21 protein-coding genes are annotated in these 23,896 nt (G+C 50.7%); 14 read left to right on the top strand and 7 right to left on the bottom strand.

Going from position 1 to position 23,896, the window contains the following annotated elements; translation table 11 throughout:
* Positions 1-16: 16 nt before the first annotated feature.
* Entirely contained in the window at positions 17-1,294 is a 1,278-nt protein-coding gene (hemA, locus tag BS639_RS05885) for a glutamyl-tRNA reductase (protein ID WP_055771015.1), read from the bottom strand.
* A gap of 327 nt (positions 1,295-1,621) precedes the next feature.
* On the opposite strand from hemA, the gene lolB reads away from it, so the two are divergent.
* The 3 genes from lolB (at position 1,622) to prs (ending at position 4,277) form a co-directional block, all read left to right on the top strand.
* The gene (lolB, locus tag BS639_RS05880) at positions 1,622-2,248 is read left to right on the top strand and encodes a lipoprotein insertase outer membrane protein LolB (RefSeq protein WP_055772428.1); all 627 of its coding nucleotides are present in this window, start codon (positions 1,622-1,624) and stop codon (positions 2,246-2,248) included.
* A 1-nt stretch (position 2,249) separates the two neighbouring features.
* Positions 2,250-3,110, top strand: a complete 861-nt coding sequence (ispE, locus tag BS639_RS05875; RefSeq protein WP_055771013.1) for a 4-(cytidine 5'-diphospho)-2-C-methyl-D-erythritol kinase — start codon at positions 2,250-2,252, stop codon at positions 3,108-3,110.
* Positions 3,111-3,329: 219 nt separating this feature from the next.
* Entirely contained in the window at positions 3,330-4,277 is a 948-nt protein-coding gene (gene prs, locus BS639_RS05870; RefSeq protein ID WP_139804047.1) for a ribose-phosphate diphosphokinase, read from the top strand.
* A 123-nt stretch (positions 4,278-4,400) separates the two neighbouring features.
* Here the strand turns inward: prs and ychH are convergent, their stop codons facing one another.
* Positions 4,401-4,673: a stress-induced protein YchH gene (gene ychH / locus BS639_RS05865; protein WP_055771010.1), complete on the bottom strand. Its 273-nt coding sequence runs from the start codon at positions 4,671-4,673 to the stop codon at positions 4,401-4,403.
* 296 nt (positions 4,674-4,969) lie between these two features.
* On the opposite strand from ychH, the gene pth reads away from it, so the two are divergent.
* Positions 4,970-5,560 (top strand): aminoacyl-tRNA hydrolase, encoded by a 591-nt coding sequence (gene pth, locus BS639_RS05860; protein ID WP_055771007.1) that lies wholly within the window; start codon positions 4,970-4,972, stop codon positions 5,558-5,560.
* An 81-nt stretch (positions 5,561-5,641) separates the two neighbouring features.
* Here pth and BS639_RS05855 read toward each other — a convergent pair whose 3' ends face one another.
* Positions 5,642-7,171, bottom strand: a complete 1,530-nt coding sequence (locus BS639_RS05855) for a SulP family inorganic anion transporter (protein ID WP_084982511.1) — start codon at positions 7,169-7,171, stop codon at positions 5,642-5,644.
* Between the two features lie 379 nt (positions 7,172-7,550).
* On the opposite strand from BS639_RS05855, the gene ychF reads away from it, so the two are divergent.
* Positions 7,551-8,642, top strand: a complete 1,092-nt coding sequence (gene ychF, locus BS639_RS05850; protein ID WP_084982509.1) for a redox-regulated ATPase YchF — start codon at positions 7,551-7,553, stop codon at positions 8,640-8,642.
* Between the two features lie 713 nt (positions 8,643-9,355).
* Here ychF and BS639_RS05845 read toward each other — a convergent pair.
* From BS639_RS05845 to dtnK, 4 genes are all read right to left on the bottom strand, one after another.
* Complete coding sequence (locus BS639_RS05845; protein WP_055770993.1) at positions 9,356-9,757, bottom strand: (R)-mandelonitrile lyase; 402 nt, start codon at positions 9,755-9,757, stop codon at positions 9,356-9,358.
* Between the two features lie 380 nt (positions 9,758-10,137).
* On the bottom strand, positions 10,138-10,896 hold the full coding sequence (locus tag BS639_RS05840) for a DeoR/GlpR family DNA-binding transcription regulator (protein WP_139804046.1): 759 nt from the start codon (positions 10,894-10,896) through the stop codon (positions 10,138-10,140).
* A 35-nt stretch (positions 10,897-10,931) separates the two neighbouring features.
* Positions 10,932-11,912: a D-threonate 4-phosphate dehydrogenase gene (locus BS639_RS05835; RefSeq protein ID WP_084982508.1), complete on the bottom strand. Its 981-nt coding sequence runs from the start codon at positions 11,910-11,912 to the stop codon at positions 10,932-10,934.
* A complete protein-coding gene (gene dtnK / locus BS639_RS05830; RefSeq protein WP_084982506.1) occupies positions 11,905-13,251 on the bottom strand; it encodes a D-threonate kinase in 1,347 nt (448 codons plus the stop codon). The genes BS639_RS05835 and dtnK overlap by 8 nt, the downstream gene beginning before the upstream one ends.
* A 192-nt stretch (positions 13,252-13,443) precedes the next feature.
* Between dtnK and BS639_RS05825 the strand changes: the two genes are divergently transcribed.
* From BS639_RS05825 to licT, 9 genes are all read left to right on the top strand, one after another.
* The gene (locus BS639_RS05825) at positions 13,444-14,580 is read left to right on the top strand and encodes an iron-containing alcohol dehydrogenase (protein ID WP_084982504.1); all 1,137 of its coding nucleotides are present in this window, start codon (positions 13,444-13,446) and stop codon (positions 14,578-14,580) included.
* A 43-nt stretch (positions 14,581-14,623) separates the two neighbouring features.
* Positions 14,624-15,511 carry a dihydrodipicolinate synthase family protein gene (locus BS639_RS05820; RefSeq protein ID WP_084982503.1) on the top strand — a complete coding sequence of 296 codons (888 nt, stop codon included), beginning with the start codon at positions 14,624-14,626 and terminating at the stop codon, positions 15,509-15,511.
* Between the two features lie 84 nt (positions 15,512-15,595).
* Entirely contained in the window at positions 15,596-17,017 is a 1,422-nt protein-coding gene (locus tag BS639_RS05815) for a sodium:solute symporter family protein (RefSeq protein ID WP_055770975.1), read from the top strand.
* Positions 17,014-18,192, top strand: coding sequence for a sialidase family protein (locus tag BS639_RS05810; protein WP_084982501.1), 1,179 nt, complete (start codon positions 17,014-17,016; stop codon positions 18,190-18,192). Before BS639_RS05815 ends, BS639_RS05810 begins: the two co-directional genes overlap by 4 nt.
* A gap of 48 nt (positions 18,193-18,240) precedes the next feature.
* The gene (locus tag BS639_RS05805) at positions 18,241-18,711 is read left to right on the top strand and encodes a YhcH/YjgK/YiaL family protein (RefSeq protein ID WP_055770969.1); all 471 of its coding nucleotides are present in this window, start codon (positions 18,241-18,243) and stop codon (positions 18,709-18,711) included.
* A gap of 3 nt (positions 18,712-18,714) precedes the next feature.
* Positions 18,715-19,404 carry an SDR family NAD(P)-dependent oxidoreductase gene (locus tag BS639_RS05800; protein ID WP_055770966.1) on the top strand — a complete coding sequence of 230 codons (690 nt, stop codon included), beginning with the start codon at positions 18,715-18,717 and terminating at the stop codon, positions 19,402-19,404.
* 325 nt (positions 19,405-19,729) lie between these two features.
* On the top strand, positions 19,730-21,598 hold the full coding sequence (locus tag BS639_RS05795) for a beta-glucoside-specific PTS transporter subunit IIABC (protein ID WP_084982500.1): 1,869 nt from the start codon (positions 19,730-19,732) through the stop codon (positions 21,596-21,598).
* Entirely contained in the window at positions 21,595-23,007 is a 1,413-nt protein-coding gene (locus tag BS639_RS05790) for a glycoside hydrolase family 1 protein (protein ID WP_084982498.1), read from the top strand. The genes BS639_RS05795 and BS639_RS05790 overlap by 4 nt, the downstream gene beginning before the upstream one ends.
* Positions 23,008-23,032: 25 nt before the next feature.
* Positions 23,033-23,872: a BglG family transcription antiterminator LicT gene (licT, locus tag BS639_RS05785; RefSeq protein ID WP_084982554.1), complete on the top strand. Its 840-nt coding sequence runs from the start codon at positions 23,033-23,035 to the stop codon at positions 23,870-23,872.
* Positions 23,873-23,896: the final 24 nt, after the last annotated feature.

The following is a 23,896-nucleotide window of genomic DNA, read 5'->3' as shown; positions in this document are numbered from 1 at the left end:
CGACCTTTTGGGTAGTTTACTGATCTAACCCGAGACTATCGCGTAAAATTTGCAAACGCTCAACATCGCCATCGCTGGCTGCCTGCTGAAGTGACCGGGTAGGTGCATGGATGAGGCGGTTGGTGAGTTTATGGGCCAGGTCGTGAATAACGCTTTGCACATCAGCGCCCTGAGCAATTGCCGCTAGGGCTTTTGCTTCCATATCGGCGCGCACGAGGTCGGCGCGGGAGCGATAATCACGAATAATTTCAACCGCGCCCTGAGAACGCAGCCAGGCCATAAAATTAGAGCTTTCCTGCTCGACGATAGATTCGGCCTGAACCGCGGCCGCCTTACGTTGGGCAAGATTATTTTGAATAATACTGTGCAGGTCATCAACGCTATAGAGGTAGGCGTTGGCCAGTTTGCCGACTTCAGGCTCGATATCGCGCGGAACGGCAATATCAACCATCAGCATAGGCTGGTTGCGGCGCGCCTTGAGCGCACGCTCGACCATGCCCTTGCCGATTATAGGCAGCGGACTGGCGGTAGAGCTGATAATAATGTCGGCCTCGGCCAGGCGCGAATCAATGTCCTGCAGCGAAACCACTTCCGCTCCAACCTCATCGGCCAGCAGCTGTGCGCGCTCACGCGTGCGGTTGGCAATCATCATATGACGCACTTTATGCTCACGCAGATGACGCGCTACCAGTTCGATAGTTTCGCCCGCGCCAACCAGCAGCACGTTGACTTCAGACAGGGACTCAAAGATTTGACGCGCCAGCGTACAGGCAGCAAATGCGACGGAAACGGCGCTGGCACCAATGTCTGTTTCAGTGCGCACGCGTTTGGCGACCGAGAAAGATTTTTGGAATAAACGCTCAAGTTCGCCGGACACGGCCTGGCCGTGCTGTGATTCTGCAAAAGCTTTTTTAACCTGCCCCAGAATCTGCGGTTCACCGAGAACCAGCGAATCGAGACCGCTGGCAACGCGCATCAGGTGACTGACGGCGGCATTATCCTGATGCCAGTAAAGGCTCTTTTTGACGTCATCGGCACTCAGATGATGGTAATCACATAACCACGACACCAGTTGCTCATGCACTCCCCCTTTACCCTGCAGTTGCTCCTGCTGCTCGACGCTGAGATAAAGCTCGGTGCGGTTACAGGTAGACAACACGACGCCTCCCTGCACCAGCGGTTGCTGAAGCAGACTTGAGAGCGCCTGTTCGATAGTGTCTGGCGAAAACGTAATCTTTTCACGCAGAGATATCGGGGCGGTTTTGTGGTTAATGCCTAATGCAAGTAGGGTCATGGGAGCGATAGTCGAATTGAGACTTTTCTTTGTATGGGTTTACGTCTGAGGCGCATTCTACAAGATGCGCGAGATCAATTAAAGCCACACCGCACTATCTGTCCGGTTTTTATAAAAAGCTGTGATTAAAGGCACTTGGCAACGGAGAGTGATTATCATTTACAACATTTACACCCCCACAAACAGACAAAGCTGATTACAATTACCGACTGTTAAAGCCACGATGACTGCCTCACCATCGCGTGATTTTTCAAACTCAAGGATGACGGGCTTATGCTAAACTGCCTGCGTCTGCTACACGATTTTAATGAAAGGACCCGACTCGTTATGCCAATGCATAAAGTAAACCTGCTCCGCCTGCTCCCTCTCGCCAGTCTGGTGCTGACCGCCTGTACGACCTTCTCGCCGACCACCGGGCCGTCAACCAGTCCAACGTCCCCCGAGTGGCGTCAGCACGAACAGCAGGTTAAGCAGCTCGAGCATTATCAAACACGCGGTGCCTTTGCTTATATCTCTGATAAACAGAAAGTTTATGCGCGCTTCTTCTGGCAGCAATACTCCCCACAAAGCTACCGCCTGCTGTTGACCAATCCACTTGGCAGCACAGAAATGGAGCTAAAAGTGCAAAACGGCGTTGCACAGCTGACCAACAATCAGGGCAAACAGTACACCAGCGACAATCCTGACGACATGATTCAAAAACTGACCGGGATGTCGATTCCGCTGGTCAACCTGCGTCAGTGGATGCTAGGCCTGCCGGGTGACAGCAGCGACTTCAGCCTCGACAGTCAATATCGCCTGCGTCAGGTTAATTACAAACAGCAGGGCCTGAACGGCAGCGTTACCTATCAAAGTTACGACACCACCACGACACCTTCGTTGCCTAACCGCCTCGAGATGGCTCAAGGGTCGCAGAGAATTAAACTGAAAATGGACAGTTGGACATTAAACTGAGATGACGCAAATCTGGCCATCTCCGGCTAAACTCAATTTGTTCCTCTATATCACCGGTCAGCGTGCCAACGGTTACCATGACCTGCAAACGCTGTTTCAGTTTATTGACTACGGCGACAGCTTGGCCTTTACGCCGCGTGATGACAATAAAATTACGCTCATCCCCTCGATTGAGGGTGTGCCTGATGAACAGAACCTCATTGTTCGGGCAGCGAAACTGTTACAGCAGCATGCGTCTGCTGCCTGTGGGGCAGATATCGTCCTCGATAAACGTTTACCCATGGGCGGCGGTCTGGGCGGTGGGTCATCTAATGCCGCCACGACGCTGATTGCGCTGAACATGCTGTGGAACTGTGGACTTAGCGACCACCAGCTTGCCGAACTAGGGATAAGTTTGGGCGCCGACGTGCCGGTGTTCGTGATGGGTCACTCGGCATTTGCCGAAGGCATCGGTGAGGTGTTAAAACCGGTTTCACCCGCAGAAAAATGGTATCTTGTTGCTCATCCCGGCGTCAGCATTCCAACGCCGGCAATTTTTGGCGATCCTGAATTGATTCGTAATACGCCAAAGCGCTCGATTGATGTGCTATTGCACACAGATTACAGCAATGATTGTGAACCGATTGCAAGAAAACGTTTTTACGAGGTTGAACAGCTGGTTTCATGGCTGCTAGAATACGCGCCGTCGCGCCTCACTGGTACAGGTGCCTGTGTGTTTGCCGAATTCGACACAGAGGCGTCCGCCCGCGAGGTGCTGAGTAAAGCTCCGGCATGGATCAACGGTTTTGTTGCCCAAGGCGTTAACGTTTCGCCTCTGCATAAAACCCGCGCCGAGCTGATGAGAGCCGCAGCCAAAGCGTAGACAATCACAGTTTCCCGTTATTGTGTCTGTTCTTTGCCAGCCTCTTGGAATTTTTAGATTTAATCTGTATACCCAACAGACTTCCCCGCGCAGGGGGCAACGCCTGCAAGGGGAAAGAAGAAAGGTAAGATGTACGTATGTATATTGCTGTGGTTTCGCTCACCGCCCGGTGGAGCCATGTGCCGTATCTTCTCTGGACGCAAGCCTGAGGTTCTTCTCGTGCCTGATATGAAGCTTTTTGCTGGTAACGCCATCCCGGAACTAGCACAACGAATTGCCAACCGTTTATACACCAGCCTAGGTGACGCCGCCGTTAGTCGTTTCAGCGACGGCGAAGTAAGTGTGCAAATTAACGAAAATGTACGTGGCGGAGATATTTTCATTATCCAATCCACCTGCGCGCCTACTAATGACAACCTGATGGAATTAGTGGTGATGGTGGATGCACTCCGGCGCGCGTCTGCCGGTCGCATCACGGCAGTTATCCCCTACTTCGGTTATGCACGTCAGGATCGCCGCGTGCGTTCAGCGCGTGTTCCGATCACCGCCAAAGTTGTTGCAGACTTTCTTTCCAGCGTTGGCGTTGACCGCGTATTAACCGTTGATTTGCATGCAGAGCAAATTCAGGGCTTCTTCGATGTCCCGGTTGATAACGTGTTTGGTAGCCCAATCCTGCTCGAAGATATGTTGCAACAAAACCTGGAAAACCCAATCGTGGTTTCTCCAGACATCGGCGGCGTAGTGCGCGCCCGTGCCGTTGCCAAGTTGCTCAATGATACCGACATGGCCATCATCGACAAACGTCGCCCACGCGCAAACGTTTCGCAAGTAATGCATATCATCGGTGACGTTACCGGCCGTGACTGTATTCTGGTTGATGACATGATCGACACTGGCGGTACACTGTGTAAAGCCGCAGAAGCGCTGAAAGAACGCGGTGCTAAACGCGTCTTCGCTTATGCTACTCACCCAATCTTCTCCGGCAATGCGGTAGAAAACATCAAACACTCCGTGCTTGATGAAGTGATTGTTTGCGATACCATTCCGCTGTCAGCTGAAATTCGCGCCCTGAAAAACGTTCGTACTCTGACCCTGTCCGGCATGTTGGCTGAAGCCATCCGCCGTATCAGCAATGAAGAATCGATTTCAGCGATGTTCGAGCATTAATCACTGTTTCCACCCGGTGAGTGATTAATAACAAAAAGCCCCAGCGAAGGTTTAGCTGGGGCTTTTTAGTTTGTCAGTGCTGAAATCAGGGTTTAAGACACTACGTTTATCAATGCTTATGGTTTATGAATGCTTATGGCCCTTACGGCAGCGGGCATCATAATGACGCACCCAATAGTAACGGTCGGCTACGCCTTCGCGCCCGCCGATTCTGGCCCCGGTCAGCCACAGTAGCGCGCCGATAAAAATGCACATAATGGCGCCGTGAGCAAAGAACTGTGGTAAACCGAGATTCGGCAGCTGGTTGAGGATTGAGTATCCTACTCCGCCAATCATGGTCACTAATCCCAATCCCATTAACACATTGCCGCATACTGTTGCGTTTTTACGTTTCATACGTCGCCTCCGGTAATCCGTTGGGTTTCTTTGCGTCAGTGCAAAGCGTGAACTTCATCCTGTACAAATTATAGTCCGGCAAGAAGCAACAGGTTGCGGGGACGATCACAGTGTGGAGATGCAAAATGACAAATCTTTACGCTTCTTACTATTTATCTGATTGAAAATCTAATAGTTATTAATTGTAACTAATAGATTCTGAACTAATTAACGCTTAATTTCTTCTGTGGTTTGGCACGACGGCAAAGCACGGGTAAACTATCGGCCAGATTATTCCTTCAAGAAGCGAAACGAGCGTGAGCAGCATTAAATTAATCGTTGGCCTGGCGAATCCAGGCGCCGAATATGCCCAGACCCGCCACAATGCCGGCGCATGGTATGTCGATTTATTGGCGCGTCAGCATAACCAACAGTTAAAGGAAGAGAGTAAATTCTTCGGCTATACGGCGCGTTTGTCACTCAATGGGCAAGACGTTCGCCTGCTGGTTCCTACGACTTTTATGAACCTGAGTGGCAAAGCTGTGATTGCTATGGCGAACTTCTACCGCGTCGAACCTGACGAAATACTGGTTGCACACGACGAGCTGGATATTCCACCCGGCGTGGCAAAAATCAAGCTTGGCGGTGGAAACGGCGGTCACAATGGGCTGAAAGATATTCAGAACAGGCTGGGCAATAATCCAAATTTCTATCGTCTGCGCATTGGGATCGGTCATCCCGGCGATCGCAATAAAGTCGTGGGATTTGTTCTCGGCAAGCCCCCTACCAGCGAACAAAAGCTGATTGATGCCGCTATCGACGAGTCGCTGCGCTGTACCGATATTTTGATGAAAGATGGGTTGTTGAAGGCGATGAACAGACTGCACACCTTCAAGGCGGAAGTCTAAAATTCTTTGATTCCTTCCTCGTCGGGGGAAGGTTAGGATGGGAGAGCAGCGACTCCACTCTCCCCTCTGATTATTAAGGAATTACGTCCGTACTTTAAATGTCTCTTTACCGACTAATTTATCCTCAGTCTGGTAATCATCTTCCGCAATGTAATAATCTGGATCGTCAAGTTCGTGACTGCAGAACGGCCCCGCTTTGGCCAACAGCCTCACACAGTCGGCACTCAGATGACGGAGTCTGATGGTTTTGCCCGCCTCAAGATAACGCGTGGTAATTTTGTCAATCGCCTCTACGCCACTTGAATCCATGACGCGAGTGGAAGAAAAGTCCAGCACCACATTTTGTGGATCGCTTTCAGGCGTAAACAGTTCGGCAAAGGCCGCAGTAGAGCCAAAGAACAGGGGGCCTTCGAGTTTATACACTCCCCACTCCCCCTTCTGCTGACGACTGCGAACCCTAATACGCGCGTGCTGCCAGGCAAAGACTAGCGCAGAAATAATCACGCCGCTGATAACCGCCACCGCTAAATCGGTAAAAATAGTGATCAGGGTCACCGCTACCATCACCAGCGCATCCGACTTTGGCATACGGCGAAGGCGACGAAACGAGCTCCACTCAAAAGTGTTGTAACATACCACCAGCATAATACCCGCCAGTGCGGCTACGGGAATAAGCCCGATATATTCCGCCAGACTTACCACGAACAAAATCAGCAAAATCGCCCCGACCGTACCTGAAATACGGCCACGTCCACCTGAGGTGAAGTTAATAATCGACTGACCTATCATCGCGCAACCGGCGAAACATCCAAACAGACCACAAATTGTATTCCCTGCGCCCTGAGCAATGCTTTCACGATTACCATTGCCTTTTTTGCCACCCATTTCATCGAGCACCGTCATGGTAAGCAGCGATTCAATCAGCCCCACCAAGGCAATCACCACGGCGTAAGGCAACACCACTTTCAGCATATCCAGCGTGAACGGTGCGGTAGGAAGCGCAAAGCTTGGCAACGTTCCTGAAATATCGGCCAGGTCGCCAACGCGCAGCGTTTGCAGATGAAACCCGATAGCTACGGCTGAAACAATAATCAGCGCAGCAAGCGAGGAAGGGATAACGCGCGTGATTTTAGGAAAGACCACCACGACCGCTACGGCCAGCAGCACCAGCGCATACATCAACAGCCCCTGCCCAGCAATCATGTGCAACTGCGCCAGCATAATCACAATCGCCAGCCCGTTAACAAAGCCGTGGATCGCCGGCAAAGGCACCAGGCGAATGAATTTACCCAAACGGAAAACGCCAATCGCGATTTGAATCAATCCGGCAAAAAGCGTTGCCCACAACACGTATCCCATCCCGTGCTGCGCCGCGAGACTCATCAGCACCACCACAATCGAGCCCGCGGCGCCAGAAACCATTCCTGGTTTACCGCCAAACAGCGCCGTCACAATGCCGATAATAAAGGCCGTGTGTAGCCCGACAATGGGGGATAAACCGGCAACCAGCGAGAATCCCACCGCTTCAGGGATCATTGAAACTGCCACCACAAAGCCAGCCAGAACGTCATTTTTAACGTTCGCCGCCCTGAAGTTTTTCAGAGTTAACATCAAAAAAGTCCACTATCTTAGGTTAAAAGTTAGGTCAAAAGAGTGCAGCCCAAGCCGGTGCAGCTGACCAGCGGGCGATAAATCAGGGCGAATACCCTTAATATGTGGGTAAAAACTCAGGGTGGACTAAGCAAGAAGTACATCCGGCGTCGCTCTTATTAGTTAATTTTTAAAACAGTATCGGTAAATCATGCGATCGAGGCAACAATTAATGCCCGAAACGTTGTGGTAAAGCGCCATAATCCGCCTGTTTTAGGCCTTAAAAAAGATGCGGATCGAGTTAAGCACTCAAACTGTGTATAATGAGCGGAATTATGGTCATTACCTCAGGCAGATTAACTTAACTTCCTGATTATTAAGATATTAAGGTGATATAAACATGGGATTCAAATGCGGTATCGTCGGCCTGCCGAACGTCGGTAAATCAACTCTTTTTAATGCGCTGACCAAAGCGGGTATCGAAGCGGCCAATTTCCCGTTCTGTACTATCGAGCCTAATACCGGTGTTGTGCCAATGCCTGATCCACGTCTCGACAAACTGTCTGAGATTGTTAAACCACAGCGCGTTGTTCCTACTACCATGGAATTCGTTGATATCGCGGGCCTGGTAAAAGGCGCGTCAAAAGGCGAAGGCCTGGGTAACCAGTTCCTGACCAACATTCGCGAAACCGAAGCCATCGGCCACGTGGTGCGTTGTTTTGAAAATGACAACATCATTCACGTAAACAACAAAGTCGACCCGGTTGATGACATCGACGTTATCAATACCGAACTGGCCCTTTCCGACCTTGAAACCTGCGAACGCGCGATTCATCGCGTACAGAAAAAAGCCAAGGGCGGCGATAAAGACGCTAAAGCTGAACTGGCCGCGTTGGAAAAATGCCTGCCGCAGCTTGAGCAAGCCGGTATGCTGCGCGCGCTAGACCTCAGCGATGAAGACCGAGCGGCCATTCGCTACCTGAGCTTCCTGACGCTGAAACCTACCATGTATATCGCCAATGTAAACGAAGACGGTTACGAAAATAACCCGTATCTCGATAAAGTTCGCGCTATCGCTGATGCCGAAGGTTCTGTCGTGGTTGCCGTGTGTGCCGCCGTTGAATCTGACATCGCCGAGCTGGAAGACGAAGACCGCGCCGAATTTATGGCTGAGATGGGTCTGGAAGAACCAGGTCTGAACCGTGTGATCCGCGCTGGTTACGAACTGCTGAGCCTGCAAACCTATTTCACCGCAGGCGTAAAAGAAGTGCGTGCATGGACTATTCCTGTCGGCGCGACTGCACCACAGGCTGCCGGTAAGATCCACACCGACTTCGAGAAAGGATTTATTCGCGCACAAACTATCGGTTTTGACGACTTTGTGACCTTCAAGGGAGAGCAAGGCGCTAAAGAAGCCGGTAAAATGCGTTCAGAGGGTAAAGACTACATCGTTAAAGACGGCGACGTGATGAACTTCCTTTTTAACGTTTAAATTTTATAAACGTGAAGTTTTCCGCGTCGGAAATGCTCTGTAGATGACTTTTCTGACCCAAAACCCCCTGTCCACGAACAGGGGGTTTTGTTATGCGCGTTTAAAGCATTGCCGTTTAAAAAGTGACTCCCAACGTTTCGCCCTTCAACACATTCAACCCGTTGTCGATAATGAGGTGATATTGGAGAAGACTCGTGTTTGCAGGCGCAAATGTGGGTAAAGGCAGCTTAGACGTGCCATTTCGTAGGTAGTTATTGCCGAGTCGACAATAATCACTCATACCCATGCTCACTCCCCCTGACAGGTTAATGCCCTGAAGATCTTGCCAAGCCGCATAGCGTTTTAAAGCGCTAACTGAATCAGGCAATGGCTAACTCACGAGAAAACGGGCATGAAGCAAGCTACATCTGTGTAGCTGAATGATGAGACTCTCTAAATTCACCCAAAATCTGCCGGTTACCAGAGTGAAGCCGTTTATTCCTGATTATGAATGGATCAAATACGGGCAACTCATGTTCAAAACATGGATAAAATTTCTTTTTTAATGCGATTAAAAAGGTCTTTACATGTCTGCGGTTGATGAGTATTACAGAAGCGGGGTAAAGCCTCGCTTCTGTAATACACGTGTGAATGATAATGATTGAATAAATGACAATATTTGAGTCCACAACCTCATAATTCTTTAATTATTGGACGTCACTCACTTCTCAATTCTATTTCTTGTACTGCTCATCAGTGACCTTTTCCATCCACGTAACCGGGCTACCGTTCAGTGATTCAGCAATCGCTATATGTGTCATCGCGTTCTCGGGAGAGGCGCCGTGCCAGTGTTTAATCCCCGCGGGGATCCAGATAACATCACCTGGATTCATCTCAAGAATTTCTTCCCCCTCTTCCTGAAGCCAACCGCGTCCGAAAGTAATAATCAGCGTTTGCCCCAACGGATGAGTATGCCAAGCCGTGCGCGCACCGGGCTCGAAACTGACAGTCGCTCCACCGATTCGCGCTTCACCGCTGCCGCTAAAAGGTGAGTCGATGCGTACTTTACCGGTGAAATAATGATCAGGACCTGCCTGCGAAGCCGCTGTACCGTTAGTTGTGATTTTTACGTGCATGTTACTCTCCGTTTCTGCAAAGACGAGTGGGCTTAACATAGAAAAGACAAAGGCGAGGCAGCAAGAATGCGCTTAAGGCTTCGCTTCTCTAAATATTTACAATACTCGAAGAGACTCACAATGATTAGTACAAATTTAAGGAAAAACATATGAGTAAAATTCATAAGTTATAATAATTTCTATAACATTGGACACTTATCCGCAAGCGCGTGTTGCCTCTATGATGCCGCCAATAAAGTCAGTACCAACCGAATTTTGCGCATCCGACCCTGTGCCGGTACTGATTGCCAATGGCAATCACCCAGAATCAATGCCAGAGAGGTCATTAGGGAAGATCAAGGGAGCGCAGTCAGTCTGCGGGACGGTTTGTTTTCTTGCGCTCAGGCCAGCGTCAGATTAAACGGTTGATCATCCAATAATTGCTGGATATCTGTATTCAACCCTTTATCCGTAATAATGTCGGTCATTTCAGTCAGCGGAGAAACGCAAAATAGTGAGTAAGCGCCGTATTTACTGCTGTCAGCGAGCAGGACACGACGACGAGCATTTTTTGCAAGGTCCTGCTTTAGCCCCGCTTTTTCTTCCGTTGGCGTGGTGATCCCTTTGTCCAGGCTCCACGAATTACAGCTGATAAATGCGATATCCGGATAGATGCTCCTGAGCAACTTTCTGCCATGTTCACCCACGCAGGATTGACTGCTGTCGTCTATGCGCCCGCCGATGATGGTTACTTCAATTTGCTTGAACTCGGATAAAAACAGCGCAATTCGCAAATCCGCAGTGATCACCCGCAGCGGAAAATGTGTCAGGTTACGCGCCAGTTCGAGCATGGTGGTGCCTGCGTCTAACACGACGGCATCACCCGGTTTAACCATTGAAGCCGCAACTTCGGCAATAGCCTGCTTTTCTTGCAGGCTTAGTTGGAGTTTCTCATTGGTCGTTGGCTGGTTGGGAATAAAGCGATTAAGCGTAACCCCCCCGTGACTGCGGCTAATAACGCCCTGTTCATCCAATTTAATCAGGTCGCGGCGAATGGTTGCCGGGGATGCCGAAATAGCGGCAACCAGCTGTTCAACGGTGACCAAGTTATGACTTTTCAGAAAGTCCATAATCTGATCGAGGCGGCTTTGTCCGGTCAACGTAATTCCTTTTTCCCTGCGCTGCTGACGTAAGATTACGCCAGCTGAACGGCTAACTGAATTGATATCGCCATGCTCTCAGACTTGGCTTTTCCTGTCCACGCAATATCAAACGCAGTGCCATGATCTGCTGATGTTCGGATGAACGGCAACCCAGCAGTGATATTTACACCGTCATAAAACCCCATCAGCTTCAAGGGGATATGGCCCTGATCATGATACATTGCCACCACAATGTCGTACATGCCTTCATAGGTTTGAAGGAATACGGTATCCGGCGGGCATGGGCCAACGACGTTAAGTCCTTGAGCTTTCATTTTTTCGACAGATGGCCCGACAATGTTGATCTCTTCATCGCCGAACAGACCATTTTCACCGGCATGAGGATTCACACCGGCTACGGCAATGCGTGGGTTCTCGTAGCCGACGCGACGCAGGAAAGTATCGGCCATTCGAATAACCGTTTCGACGCGATCTTGATTCAGCGTATCGAGAAACTTGCGCAGTGCGATATGAGTCGTCACATGAATGACTTTAAGTTTTTCAGTAAAAAGCACCATGGCGTAGTCGCGACTGTGAGTCAGTTTCGCCAGTAACTCCGTGTGCCCCGGATAAATATGCCCGGCAGAATGCAATGCTTCTTTGTTAAGTGGTGCGGTCGCCACTCCCTGAACCTCTCCAGCCATGGCCAGCTCTGTTGCACGTTTCACACAGCGGTATGCCAAATCGCCCGCCTCTTTCTGCACTTTTCCAGGCACCAGCGCCTCAGGATGGGCCAGTGGCTCATCAATGACATTGATGACGCCTGGCGCAAAATGTGCCTGTGAAACCTCATTAATAATCCGTAACTCGGCCGCAGGGGTTATCCCCAATGCGAGGATACGGCGAAACGTAGCGGCACAGCCGACCACGACCGCTTTTGTCCCTGACAACTCACCTTCAGCTAGCGCTTTAAGGATGATTTCAGGGCCAATCCCTGCCGGATCACCCATAGTTACTGCAATAATTTTAGTCACTCAACTTCTCCTCAAAAAAGCGTAAAACTTCAAGTAGTGTATTTTCATGGCCGAATCCACCCGCTTTAGTCATCACGGGTAGACATTCAATCTGACTCTCTTGCAGATATCCCCAAGGTACGCAGCCTGCTATCTGGCCTTTAATCTCAAACCCTTTGGCCCCCAGTGCGCGCGCGACGGCCAGGGCTATGTCACCGCCGGACAAATAAACGCCGCTCGGCTGTGTTTTAATTGTTTGAAAAACGTATTGAATAAGCTGCCCGATAAATGTGGCAATGCTGTTCCCCATTTGCAGGCGACTGATTTGATTTTGCTGGCAAAATTGAGCAACGTACTGCCTCTGATCTGTGTTTTGACAAGTACTGACAATGCAGTGCCTTCCCTTCTCGATAGCGCTGCAAATCTGCATAGAGAGTGGGGTCAACAGTTCCGTCGCTCTGTCTGTAAAGAGCGTAAGAACGTCAATATTAATGAGCTCGGCCGAACGGTGCTGTAAAGCAAAAGCAATCTGTCCCGCGGCCGCTTCACTCATTGAGCCGACTACGGCCAGCACGGGAGCTGGCCTGCGCACCTCAAAAGGGGGGGATGTCTTAATTTCGTTCAAACAATGGCTGGCCAACGCCTGACTTAAACCGGAAGCGCCAACCAGCAGCGGTCTGAATGGCAGAGTCTCCGCCGCTCGGACAAGGCATGCCAAGTCTTCTGACGTTTGGCTGTCAACAATCACAATGCGAATACCCGCATCCACCAGCGCGGTAAGTTGGGTCTGAAAGTCATTTGCACGAAGCGCATTAAGTGAAACATGATGCTGACGCAGTGCCGTTTGCTCTGCGAAACGCATGCCTACGTTTGCCGTTTTCACCGGTGTTTTGGGGTCGGTACCAAATTCGGTGTCTGTTAGCAGGCAACCCTTGACATAACAGAGTCCCTCGATAACCACTCGGCCCAACTCAGGTACCGCCGTGGCAACTATTGCCAGCGGGCAATCAAGCGCTATCAAAGCAGCTTCTGTTTCTGCGCCAGGGTTTCCACGAAGCGTAGAATCCATTTTTTTGAACACCCAGCGGTGGCTCGTAAATGTCGGCAAAGCCTTCTCAATAGCCATTGTCACGCTTTTTGCCGCCTCAGCTGCGCTTAATGCGCGGCTGTCGGTGCTGTAAATTAATGCTCGCCCTGCCCCTTCTCTGCGGGTGCAATCGGTCAGATCAAACCGCACGCAAACGACCATCCCATGCTCAACCAATGCCACTCCGGTGTCGTTGGCACCGGTAAAATCGTCGGCGATAGCCAAAATTTGCGTTGGCGCTCGCAGGTCGGTGGTTGTCACTTTTTTGGCCATCGTGGCTCCGTGATGAATAAGTCAGGTTTGTTTGCTGAATATGATTATATTCAATCATGATTGATTATATGTGAGCAACTTCAAATTATTCAACTTCAATTTCGCCTATAAATTGCCCTGACGATGTGAGGAGTATCGACCTTTAATGATTGAGCTCACTCTTACCAAGACTTAATGACGGGAAATGCAAGCATGAATATAGACAGCACAATCATCAGTGGTTATCAGTCGTTGCATGACATCGGCTATTTACTGGCTGGAAAACATCAGGTCGTGCTGGTTAGCGATAAAAATATTATTGGGCTGGCACCGGTGCAATCGCTGCTTGCTCAGTTGAACAACGCCGGCTGCGGCGTGAGCATAATCGACAGCGTCCCTCCAGAGCCGAGCCAACATGACGTTGCTACTATCCTTGAAACGCTAAACAAGCAGCGCGTCGATCTGGTTATCGGTGTGGGTGGCGGTAGCGTACTGGATGTGGCCAAACTGCTGTCGCTGCTGTGCGCGGGGGATGTAAAAGTCACATTAAACGGCCTGTTGGCGGGTGAGAAACCTCAGCGCCGCACAACCTCTCTGCTCATTCCGACCACCGCCGGCACCGGTTCAGAAGCCACACCGAATGCCATTCTGGCAATCCCAGAAAAAGAAACCAAAATCGGCATTATTACACCGCTCATGCTGCCCGATTACGTGGCACTGGTGCCAGAACTGACGACCAGCATGCCCGCGCGGATCGCGGCCTCAACCGGCATCGACGCGCTGTGCCATTTATTCGAATGTTTCACGTCAGTGATAGCCAATCCGGTCAGTGACAATTACGCGCTGGTAGGAATGAAAAAGTTATTCGCCAGCATCGAAAAATCCGTTGCTGAACCGGAAAATCTTGAAGCTCGCTTGAATATGCTTTGGGCATCTTATTATGGCGGTGCATCGATTGCCCACGCGGGCACACATCTGGTACACGCTATGTCATACCCGCTCGGCGGGAAATATCATATTCCTCACGGCGTCGCTAACGCCATTCTGCTGGTACCCTGTATGGCATTTATCAGACCTGCCGCCGTGAGTAAATTTGCCCAGGCTTACGACTTAATCCCTGATGCTGACCTGCTGTTGGGTGAAGAGGACAAATCCCACGCCTTGGTGGAATATTTTGACGCACTCGTTCACCGCCTGGACTTACCGGTCAAATTAAGCCAGTTGTCCATCACACCTGATGACATTGCTTATTTGTCGCAAGGGGCAATAGAGGTACAACGTTTAATTAAAAATGTGCCCATGCAGATTGAGAAAAAACACCTAGAAGAGATTTATCAGAGTATTCGCTAACACTTTATTTCGTTTCTAATTACACCGACGTGAAGAGAATAAGATGAATAATATTACCGGAGTCTATACCGCGATAGTGACCCCTTTCTCCCCGAGTGGGGAGATCGACGGCGTCGCATTGCGCGAGCAGGTGAAACGTCAACAACAGGCTGGAAATAACATTTTCTGTAATGGCACCAACGGCGAATTTTTTATGCTCAATGAGCATGAGAAGACTCGGGTTACTGAAATATGTCTTGAAGCGGCGGGAGGTGATACCGGCGTCATGTCGCACGTCGGTGAGATTTCAACCTCCGCCACAGTCCGCTTAGGCAAACATATCGAGAAGCTCGGCGTACGCGCCGTGTCGGTTATTACCCCGTGGTTTGCGACGCTGCGCCCGCAGGAACTGATTGCACATTTTCGCGCGGTTGCCGATGCTCTGACCGTCCCAGTCTATCTCTATAACATTCCTGCGCGAACCGGGAATACGTTAACGCCTGAAATTGTGCGGGAGTTGGCCGAACATCCCAATATTAAAGGAATTAAGGACAGCGCCGGTTCGTGGGAAAGCCTGCAAGGGTTCCATGAAGTCAGTCAGCAATTTAGCGATTTTAGCGTGCTGACCGGACCTGACTCGCTTATTTATCGTGGGTTTACTGAAGGCAGCATCGGCTGCATCTCCGGGATTGCTAATATTATTCCAGCACAGGTGAATGCGGTTTATCGGCATTTGCAGGAAAAAAATGCCGCAGCGGCTGAAGCCGTTCAGGCAGACATCAACCAGATCCGTACCCTGCTCTACGGTATTGCTTTTTCACCGGCCGTCGTTAAAAAAGCCGTGAATTTGCTCGGCTATAACGTGGGTGAAAGCCGGTATCCGGTGGACTTCACGCAGGACGATACGAATAAGATCCTGGCCGTTATTAAAGATTTTAATTTGCGCGGTTAACCGCGCCTTACCTTCTGTCTCAACTCTACACCTGCGTATGAAAATGTGCAGGCGGGGTCCCCCTACGCGCTGTGTGAGGAAAAAATGAAAGAATTTAGCTCATCAGATACGTTTATCATTATTGGCATCGTATTAGCCTACATCCTGTTCACTACTTGGTTAACCTATCGATTACGAAGTAAAAATACCGGTGATTTCATGGAGGGATCGCGTGCGATGCCGGCCTTTATCGTCGGCGTACTGCTGATGTCAGAATATATTGGTGCAAAATCCACTATCGGCACGGCGCAGGCTGCGTTTGAAGGGGGATTTGCCGCCTCTTGGTCAATCCTTGGCGCAGCCATCGGCTTCCCCATCTTTGGTCTGCTGCTGGTGAAACGTATTTATAATACCGGGAAAATTACCATCTCCGGGGCGATTGCCGAGAAGTACGGCAACACCACTAAAAACATCATTTCGATCATCATGATTTATGCGCTGTTGCTCGTAAACGTAGGTAACTACGTCAGCGGTGCAGCGGCGATTTCTACCGTTCTGAAGGTTAATCTCCCGGTCGCGGCATTTATTACTGCCGTAGTCAGTACATTTTACTTCGCGTTCGGGGGGATGAAGGGCATGGCGTGGGTCACTATGTTGCACAGCGCCATTAAGTATATCGGCGTCCTGATTATTCTGGGTATCGCCCTGCATATGACCGGAGGTGTCATGCCGATGGTGAAAGAAATGCCTGACTTCTATTGGACCTGGGACGGCAGCATTGGCGCCAGCACTATTTTTGCGTGGCTGATCGGGACCATCGGCTCTATTTTTTGTACCCAGTTTGTCATTCAGGCTATTTCTTCCACCAAAAGCGCAGAATCAGCGAAGCGGGCGACGTGGGTTGCATTCTTTTTCTGCATTCCCATTGCGCTAGCCATTGGCATGATTGGTGTAGCGGCGAAATTCCTGCATCCAGAAATGAACAGTCTGTACGCGTTGCCCATCTTTATCCAGGACATGAATCCTTGGCTGGCAGGCCTGGTGACCACGTCTCTGGTGGCCTCGATTTTCGTCAGTGTCAGTACCGTTGCACTGGCTATAGCCTCGCTTATTGTGAAAGATTTTTATGTGCCATACCGCAATCCAACGCCCGAGCGCGAATTTAAAATGACCCGCTGGCTCTCATTGCTCATTGGTTTTCTGCCACTGATCTTCGTGCTGTTGGTCCCTGAGGTACTCAAGCTTTCTTTCTTCACCCGAGCTATCCGCCTGTCGATTTCCGTCGTCGCCGTCATGGCCTTTTACCTGCCGTTCTTTAAAAGTGCGCGCGGCGCTAATGTGGGCCTGATTGGAGCCTGTGTCGTGACCTCTGTGTGGTACCTGCTTGGCGATCCGTTCGGGATCAACAACATGTACATTGCGCTGGTCACTCCAGCGATCATTATGGTGATTGACCGCTTGATCCCTCAGCGTGCCGTGAAGAGCAAAAATTCGCAGATTATTCCAAAATCAGGAGCATTAAGATGACCCTTGAAACGTTAAGCGTCGACAGCATCGGATTGATTTATCCCGTAGAAAATGACGCAACACGTAGCGACGCCATGCTGCCGTCCGACTGTCCACAAAACCATGCCGCGAATCTGCTGCCTTTGCCCGACGGTAGCCTGTTATGTGCCTGGTTTGGGGGTACGCAGGAGGGAGTAGCCGATATCTCCATCTATATGTCGCGTCTTGACAACGGTGCACGCGCGTGGAGTCAACCCGTAAAACTGTCTGAAGATACCAGCCGCTCAGAACAAAATCCGCTGCTGTTTCTCGCCCCTGACAACGTTCTTTGGCTAATGTATACCGCGCAAAAATCGGGAAATCAGGAAACCGCCATTGTCCGCTTTCGACAGTCACAGGATTTGGGAAAAAGTTGGGGCGAAATAGGTACCCTGCTCGATCAACCCGGCACGTTTATTCGTCAGCCGATTACGGTGTTAGCAACGGGAGAGTGGTTACTCCCCGTTTTCTATTGCCGCACAAAGCCGGGGGAAAAATGGGTCGGTAACAACGACGACAGTGCCGTAAAAATATCCGCCGATAAAGGAAAAACCTGGCGAGATGTTCACGTGCCGGAAAGCACAGGTTGCGTGCATATGAATATCACCCCCTTGCTTGATGGAAGTCTGTTGGCATTGTACCGGAGTCGCTGGGCGGATTTTATCTATCAGAGCCGCTCCCATGACGGCGGTAACAGTTGGACGTCGCCACAACCCACTGAGCTGCCGAACAACAACTCATCCATTCAGGTGACCACCCTTTTCAACGGCCATTTGGCGCTAGTATTCAATAAAATGAGTGCCGCGGATGCCAGTGAGCGTCGTGCATCACTTTATGATGAAATCGAAGATGATGAAGGAGATGAACGCGCTGAGGCGACGGTAGAACCCGGCAAGCGAAGTGCTTTTTGGGGCGCTCCGCGTGCGCCGATGACACTCGCCATTTCCGAAGATGGCGGTCTCACATGGCCTCATCAGCGTAATCTAGAAACGGGTGACGGATATTGCATGACCAATAATTCTCAGCAAAAGCTGAACCGTGAATTTTCCTATCCAAGCATCAAACAGGGGCCAAATGGCGAACTGCACATTGCTTTTACCTATTATCGACAGGCCATTAAATACGTATGCGTAGATGAATCTTGGGTGAAAGGCTGAAACTTATTTTGCCCGCCTTACGCGGGCTATTTCATCAGGAGCATGAGCATGATTATAGGAAATCTACACTCACTGGAAATGGCTACCCTACCCAATGCCCTACTACAAATCCTGACATTGCCGGCATGTTCGCTTCAGGCACTTCACGCACGAGAGGATGGACGATTCCAACCTGTGGGAGCAGCCTGGTTTTGCAATATTGCTCATGCGAATACTTCACCAGCGCACGAGCGGCACACTGAGTTCCACCAGCAATGGTTAGACATTCAGGTGGTGCTGGAAGGGGAGGAAATTATTGGTTTCGATACCCGCAGCGTTGTCGGTCAGCATGCTGTAGAGCGAAAACCGGATTTATTTATCCTTGAAAATCCATGCTTATCCAACCAAATTTTGCTGCGTAGCGGTGACTTTGTGACTTTCGCCCCAGGTGAACCGCACCGTGCATTATGCTGCAATCAGCGTCCAGCGGTGGTACGTAAAGCGGTGTTCAAAATTCCATTTTCTACCATGAAAGGCTAAGCCATGAATGATACCCCCCAAAAACATGCGCTGGTAACGGGATGCAGTTCTGGAATCGGTGAAAAGATATGCCAGACATTGTTGGCTGAGGGATGGAAGGTGACCGGGTTAGCGCGTCGCGAAATGCTTGCCCCGCCCCCCCATTTCACTAGCCTGTCTGTGGATATAACCGATACCGTCAAGCTGTCTGACATACTCGAAGCGCTGCCGCCCATGGATGCCGTTATCCATGCCGCCGGTATAATGAAAGCCGCGCGCCTGGGTACGTTGGATTTTCAAGCGAGTGAAATGTTGTGGAAACTTCATATTGGCGTTGCCGAAGTACTGGCCGATCGTTTGGTGAATAAAATGCCGGACGGTGGGAGAATAGTGCTGCTCGGCAGTCGAACATCTTCAGGCATTGCGGGACGTAGCCAGTACGTGGCCACTAAGTCAGCGATGATTGGCATGGCCAGAAGCTGGGCTGCCGAATTGGCGCCGCGGGGTATCACGGTAAATATTGTGGCACCGGGTGCAACTCAAACACCGATGCTAGATACCCCTGAGCGGCAGAGTTCTCCGCCTAAATTACCCCCTATTGGCCGTTTTATTCAGCCACAGGAAGTTGCCTCTTTGGTCAGTTATTTACTGTCGCCGTCTGCTGCGGCTATTACTGGCCAGCAATTGGTTATTTGTGGTGGCGCATCATTATGAAATGACTGGCTTGCTGGATCCGGTCGAACATATCATTATCACAAGGGCCACGCGCTGACGGGGCTGGTGTCGGAGCCGTGCTGAAGGCTCCGCTTTTTAAATAGTTCGTGATGCCCTTCGCAAAAAATAATTTTCGCTGTTGCTGACCAGATAGCCTTATGGCGATACTCCAGACGCAACGGGTTCATGCCGGTTGCCAACGCATTTTTATTGAGGCGTGTTACTGCTCAGGCAGGCAAGACCAAAATAAGAATGCACTTCTTCTCAGGGGAGGTGCATTTTCATTTTGGTCTTTTTTTTTGCTTTTTTTCACCAGGGAAAACATATGGACTACACACAGCTGGGTATTGAGATTTTGACGCACGTGGGAGGCAAACAGAACGTCAATAAACTAACGCATTGCGCCACACGTTTACGGATGGAGTTTAACGATGACGCCAAGGTCAATGCAAAAGTTATCGAAGCGTTGCCGGGCGTGATAAGCGTGGTCGAGCGCGGGGGGCAATTCCAGATTGTGGTGGGTAACAACGTGCAGCAAACCTTCCGCGCGATGCAAAAAGAGATAGGCGATCTCAGCGGGCAAACCGGCATGCAGCAAAAGCAGAAAACCAAAGGCGGAATTATTTCGCAAATCATCAGCGTGATTTCGACCACTTTCACGCCGGTTATTCCGGCCATTACCGGCGCGGGGATGATCAAAGCGTTGTTGGCGATTTTAAAACTGACCGGCGTAATAAGCGCCGCCAGCCCGACCTATCACTTGCTGGATACCCTTTCTGACGCGGCTTTTTTTTTCCTGCCGGTGCTGCTGGCGTACGGTGCCTCGATCAAATTTGAATGTAATCCGATTCTGGCCATGACGATCGCGGGTGCGCTATTGCATCCTAATCTGGCGCAGATGAGGGCGGCGGGCACGGCGATTGATTTTATCGGGATCCCGGTACGTCTGGCTGATTATGCCGGTTCAGTGTTGCCGATTATTTTCACCGTCTGGCTGATGTCGTATATCGAGCGTTTTGCCGAGAAAGTCTCACCGAGTATGATCAAGTTCTTCACCAAACCAATGATTATCTTACTGGTTACTGCGCCGCTGGCACTGGTGGTGGTCGGACCGTTTGGTATTTTCCTCAATGACGTGGTGGCCAGCGGTGCAGCGGCCATCGATGGTAAAGCTAGCTGGCTGATCCCGATGTTGATGGGGGGATTGCAGCCGTTCCTGGTGATCACCGGCACCGCGTGGGCAATGACTCCGATTGCTACCGGACAGCTCACCAGGAATGGTTTTGAGATGATTAACGGGCCGGGCATGCTGGCTTCCAACATTGCTCAGGGCGCGGCGACGCTGTGCGTGGCGTTTCGCACTAAGAATAAAAATCTCCGTCAGCTAGCCTCTTCGGCCGGTTTTACCGCCCTGCTCGGCATAACTGAACCCTCGTTGTATGGCGTGACGCTGAAACTGCGCAGACCGCTCATTGCGGCGATGATCGGCGGCGGATGTGCCGGTATTTATGCCGGGTTGAGTGGGCTGGTTCGCTACGCGTTTGTCTCGCCAGGGCTGGCAGCATTACCGGCATTTATCGGCGAAAACCCGATGAACATCGTCCATGCGCTGATTACCTGCGCGATCGCTATCGTTGTGACGTTTGCGTTGACCTGGATTTTAGGCTTTGACGATCCGGTGGATGACGTGGCAGACCAGCAGGATGCGACACCGATACGCGCCGCACAACAACCGATAGCTAGCCCGCTCGCCGGTGAGTTAGTGGCACTGGATCAGGTGAATGATGATGTCTTTTCACAAGGACTTTTAGGACAAGGTATCGCAATTATCCCTCACGAAGGGCTGTTGCGCGCACCGGTTGATGGTGAAGTGGTGACGTTTCTGCCCTCCCGACACGCTGTCGGGATACGCGGCGAAAAGGGTGTGGAAATTTTGATGCATATCGGCATTGATACCGTCAATTTGGCCGGTCAGCATTTTACCTCTGAGATTCAGGTGGGGGATCGCGTCAAAGTGGGTGATGAACTGGTGCGTTTTGATATTGCCGCCATCACCGCATTGGGCTACGAGATCATCACACCGATACTGGTGGTTAACAGTGAAGAATATCCGCAACTGATGTGCCGCAACCCGGGGAACGTCGCTTTTGGTGAGCAGATCATCACGCTGAACGATGATAAGGAGAACGCATGATTTTTCAGACACTGGAAGGGTTTCCAAAAGATTTTTTGTGGGGCGCGTCGACGTCGGCTTATCAGGTAGAAGGGGCATGGAATGAAGACGGTAAAAGTCCGTCGGTTGTTGACATGCTGATTCATCCTGAAGAGACCGCCGATTTTACTGTTGCCAGCGATCACTACCACCGTTTTCGCGAAGACGTTGCTCTCTTCGCTGAACTGGGCCTGAAGGCCTACCGTTTCTCGGTTGCCTGGACGCGTATCCTGCCGGCGGGCACCGGCGAGGTAAATCAGGCTGGGCTGGCATTTTATCAGCAACTGATTGACGAGTTACTGCTCCACGGTATTGAGCCGGTGGTGACGCTCTATCATTTCGATCTGCCGTACGTGCTCGAACAAAAAGGAGGATGGGCGAACAGAGAGACGATCGATGCGTTTGTGGAGTACGCCGACGTTTTATTCACCGCCTTTGGCGGCAAAATAAAATACTGGCTGACCATCAATGAACAAAATACGCTGATTCTGCACCCAGGCGCGATCGGGTTGCCTAAGGGGGGCGAGTTACCGCCGAAGAAGGTGTTGTACCAACAAAATCATCATATGATGGTTGCGCAAGCCAGAGTGATGGCGCGTTGTCATCAGCGCTGTCCTGCGGGGAAAATCGGCCCCGCCATTAACACAACGTCGATGTATCAGGAAACCTGCCATCCGCTGGATGCCCTCGCTGCCCATAACTGGGAAACCCTGCGTTGCTGGAGTTTTCTTGATGTCGCGGTTCATGGTCGTTACAACGCGCTTGCATGGCGCTATCTCGAAGATCGCGATTTGGCGCCGGTGATGGAACCCGAGGACGCATTGCTCCTTTTGCAAGGGAAGCCGGATTATGTGGCGATCAACTACTATTCAACGGCGACCCTCGCCGCCAGCCGCGGTGATGCTTCAGACATCAGCGCGCGGGCGGGCGACCAACAAATTATGCTGGGAGAACCGGGCGTCTATCGCGCCGCAGAAAATCCGTTTGTGGCTAAAACGCAGTATGGCTGGGTGATCGATCCCGTGGGGTTGCGTCTGACATTGCGCAAAACCTGCGAGCGCTATCACCTGCCTATTTTGATTACGGAAAATGGCATTGGCGCGCCGGATACCTTGCTGCCGGATGGGTCAATCAATGATGATTACCGCATTGAATTTATGCGTCAGCATGTTGAGCAGATGCAGCTTGCGATCAACGATGGTGTTGAGCTTCTTGGATATTGCCCGTGGGCCGCTATCGATGTAGTCAGTACGCATCAGGGCTACGCCAAGCGTTACGGATTTATCTACGTGAACCGGGGTGAAAAGGACTTGATGGATCTGCGACGTATCAGAAAAAACAGCTTCGGCTGGTATCAGCGCTTAATCGCGTCAAATGGCGTACATCGCTAAATAAAAGAGGTTTATGGCTGAGAAGATGAAGGTCATTAAGGTACTCAATAATAGCCTGGTGCTATCAACGGATAGCGATAACAACGAAGTTATCGTCATGGGCAAGGGTATTGGCTTTGGCGACAAAGTGGGTGACGTTCTCGACCCGGCCAGCATCGAGAAAATTTATGCGGTACAAGATAATCAGAAAGGCCGTGAATATCTTCGTCTGATAGAGGATACGCCGGAAGCGCATATTGAGATTGTGCAGATGATCCTCGGCCTGGCGAATGCCGGGCTGAAAGGAGGCGTTAACGAACAAATCTTTTTCACACTGGTCGATCATATCAGTTTCGCCATTGAGCGTTATCACAAGGGCATCAGCATCCAGAACCGATTGTTGTTCGAGGTGAAGCGTTTCTACCCCCATGAATTCACCGTGGCCCTGCAGGCGCTGGCGTATATCAATCAGCGCCTGAATATCCAGCTTCCGGAAGAAGAGGCGGCTAATATCGCCTTTCATCTGGTCAACGGCCAAACCGATGTGCAAAACATGGAACATACACTGCTGGCGGTGAAAATGCTGAAGGATATTTTCAATATTATTCAGTATCACTTTCGCATCAGCATCGACACAGACTCGCTCAATTACGCCCGCTTTCTGGTTCACATGCAGTTCTTCATCCAGCGGATGGTGGAAAAAAAGCAGGTGGTTTCCAAGGATGATTTCATCTTCTCGCAGGTCATCCGGGAATATCCCCACGTTTACCGCTGCGCGCTGCTGATCCGCGATTACATTAAAAACCTGCTGGAAATGGTGATGTCCAACGATGAGTTGCTGTATCTGGTGATTCATCTGACGCGTATTACAGAGAAAGAAGAGTGAATACATATGAAATAATGAATATGT

The organism is Rouxiella silvae, from assembly GCF_002093625.1.
In the GTDB taxonomy this organism is placed as follows: Bacteria; Pseudomonadota; Gammaproteobacteria; order Enterobacterales; family Enterobacteriaceae; genus Rouxiella; species Rouxiella silvae.
Note: the sequence above shows the minus strand (reverse complement) of the source record. Positions and strands in the feature narration are given on the sequence as shown.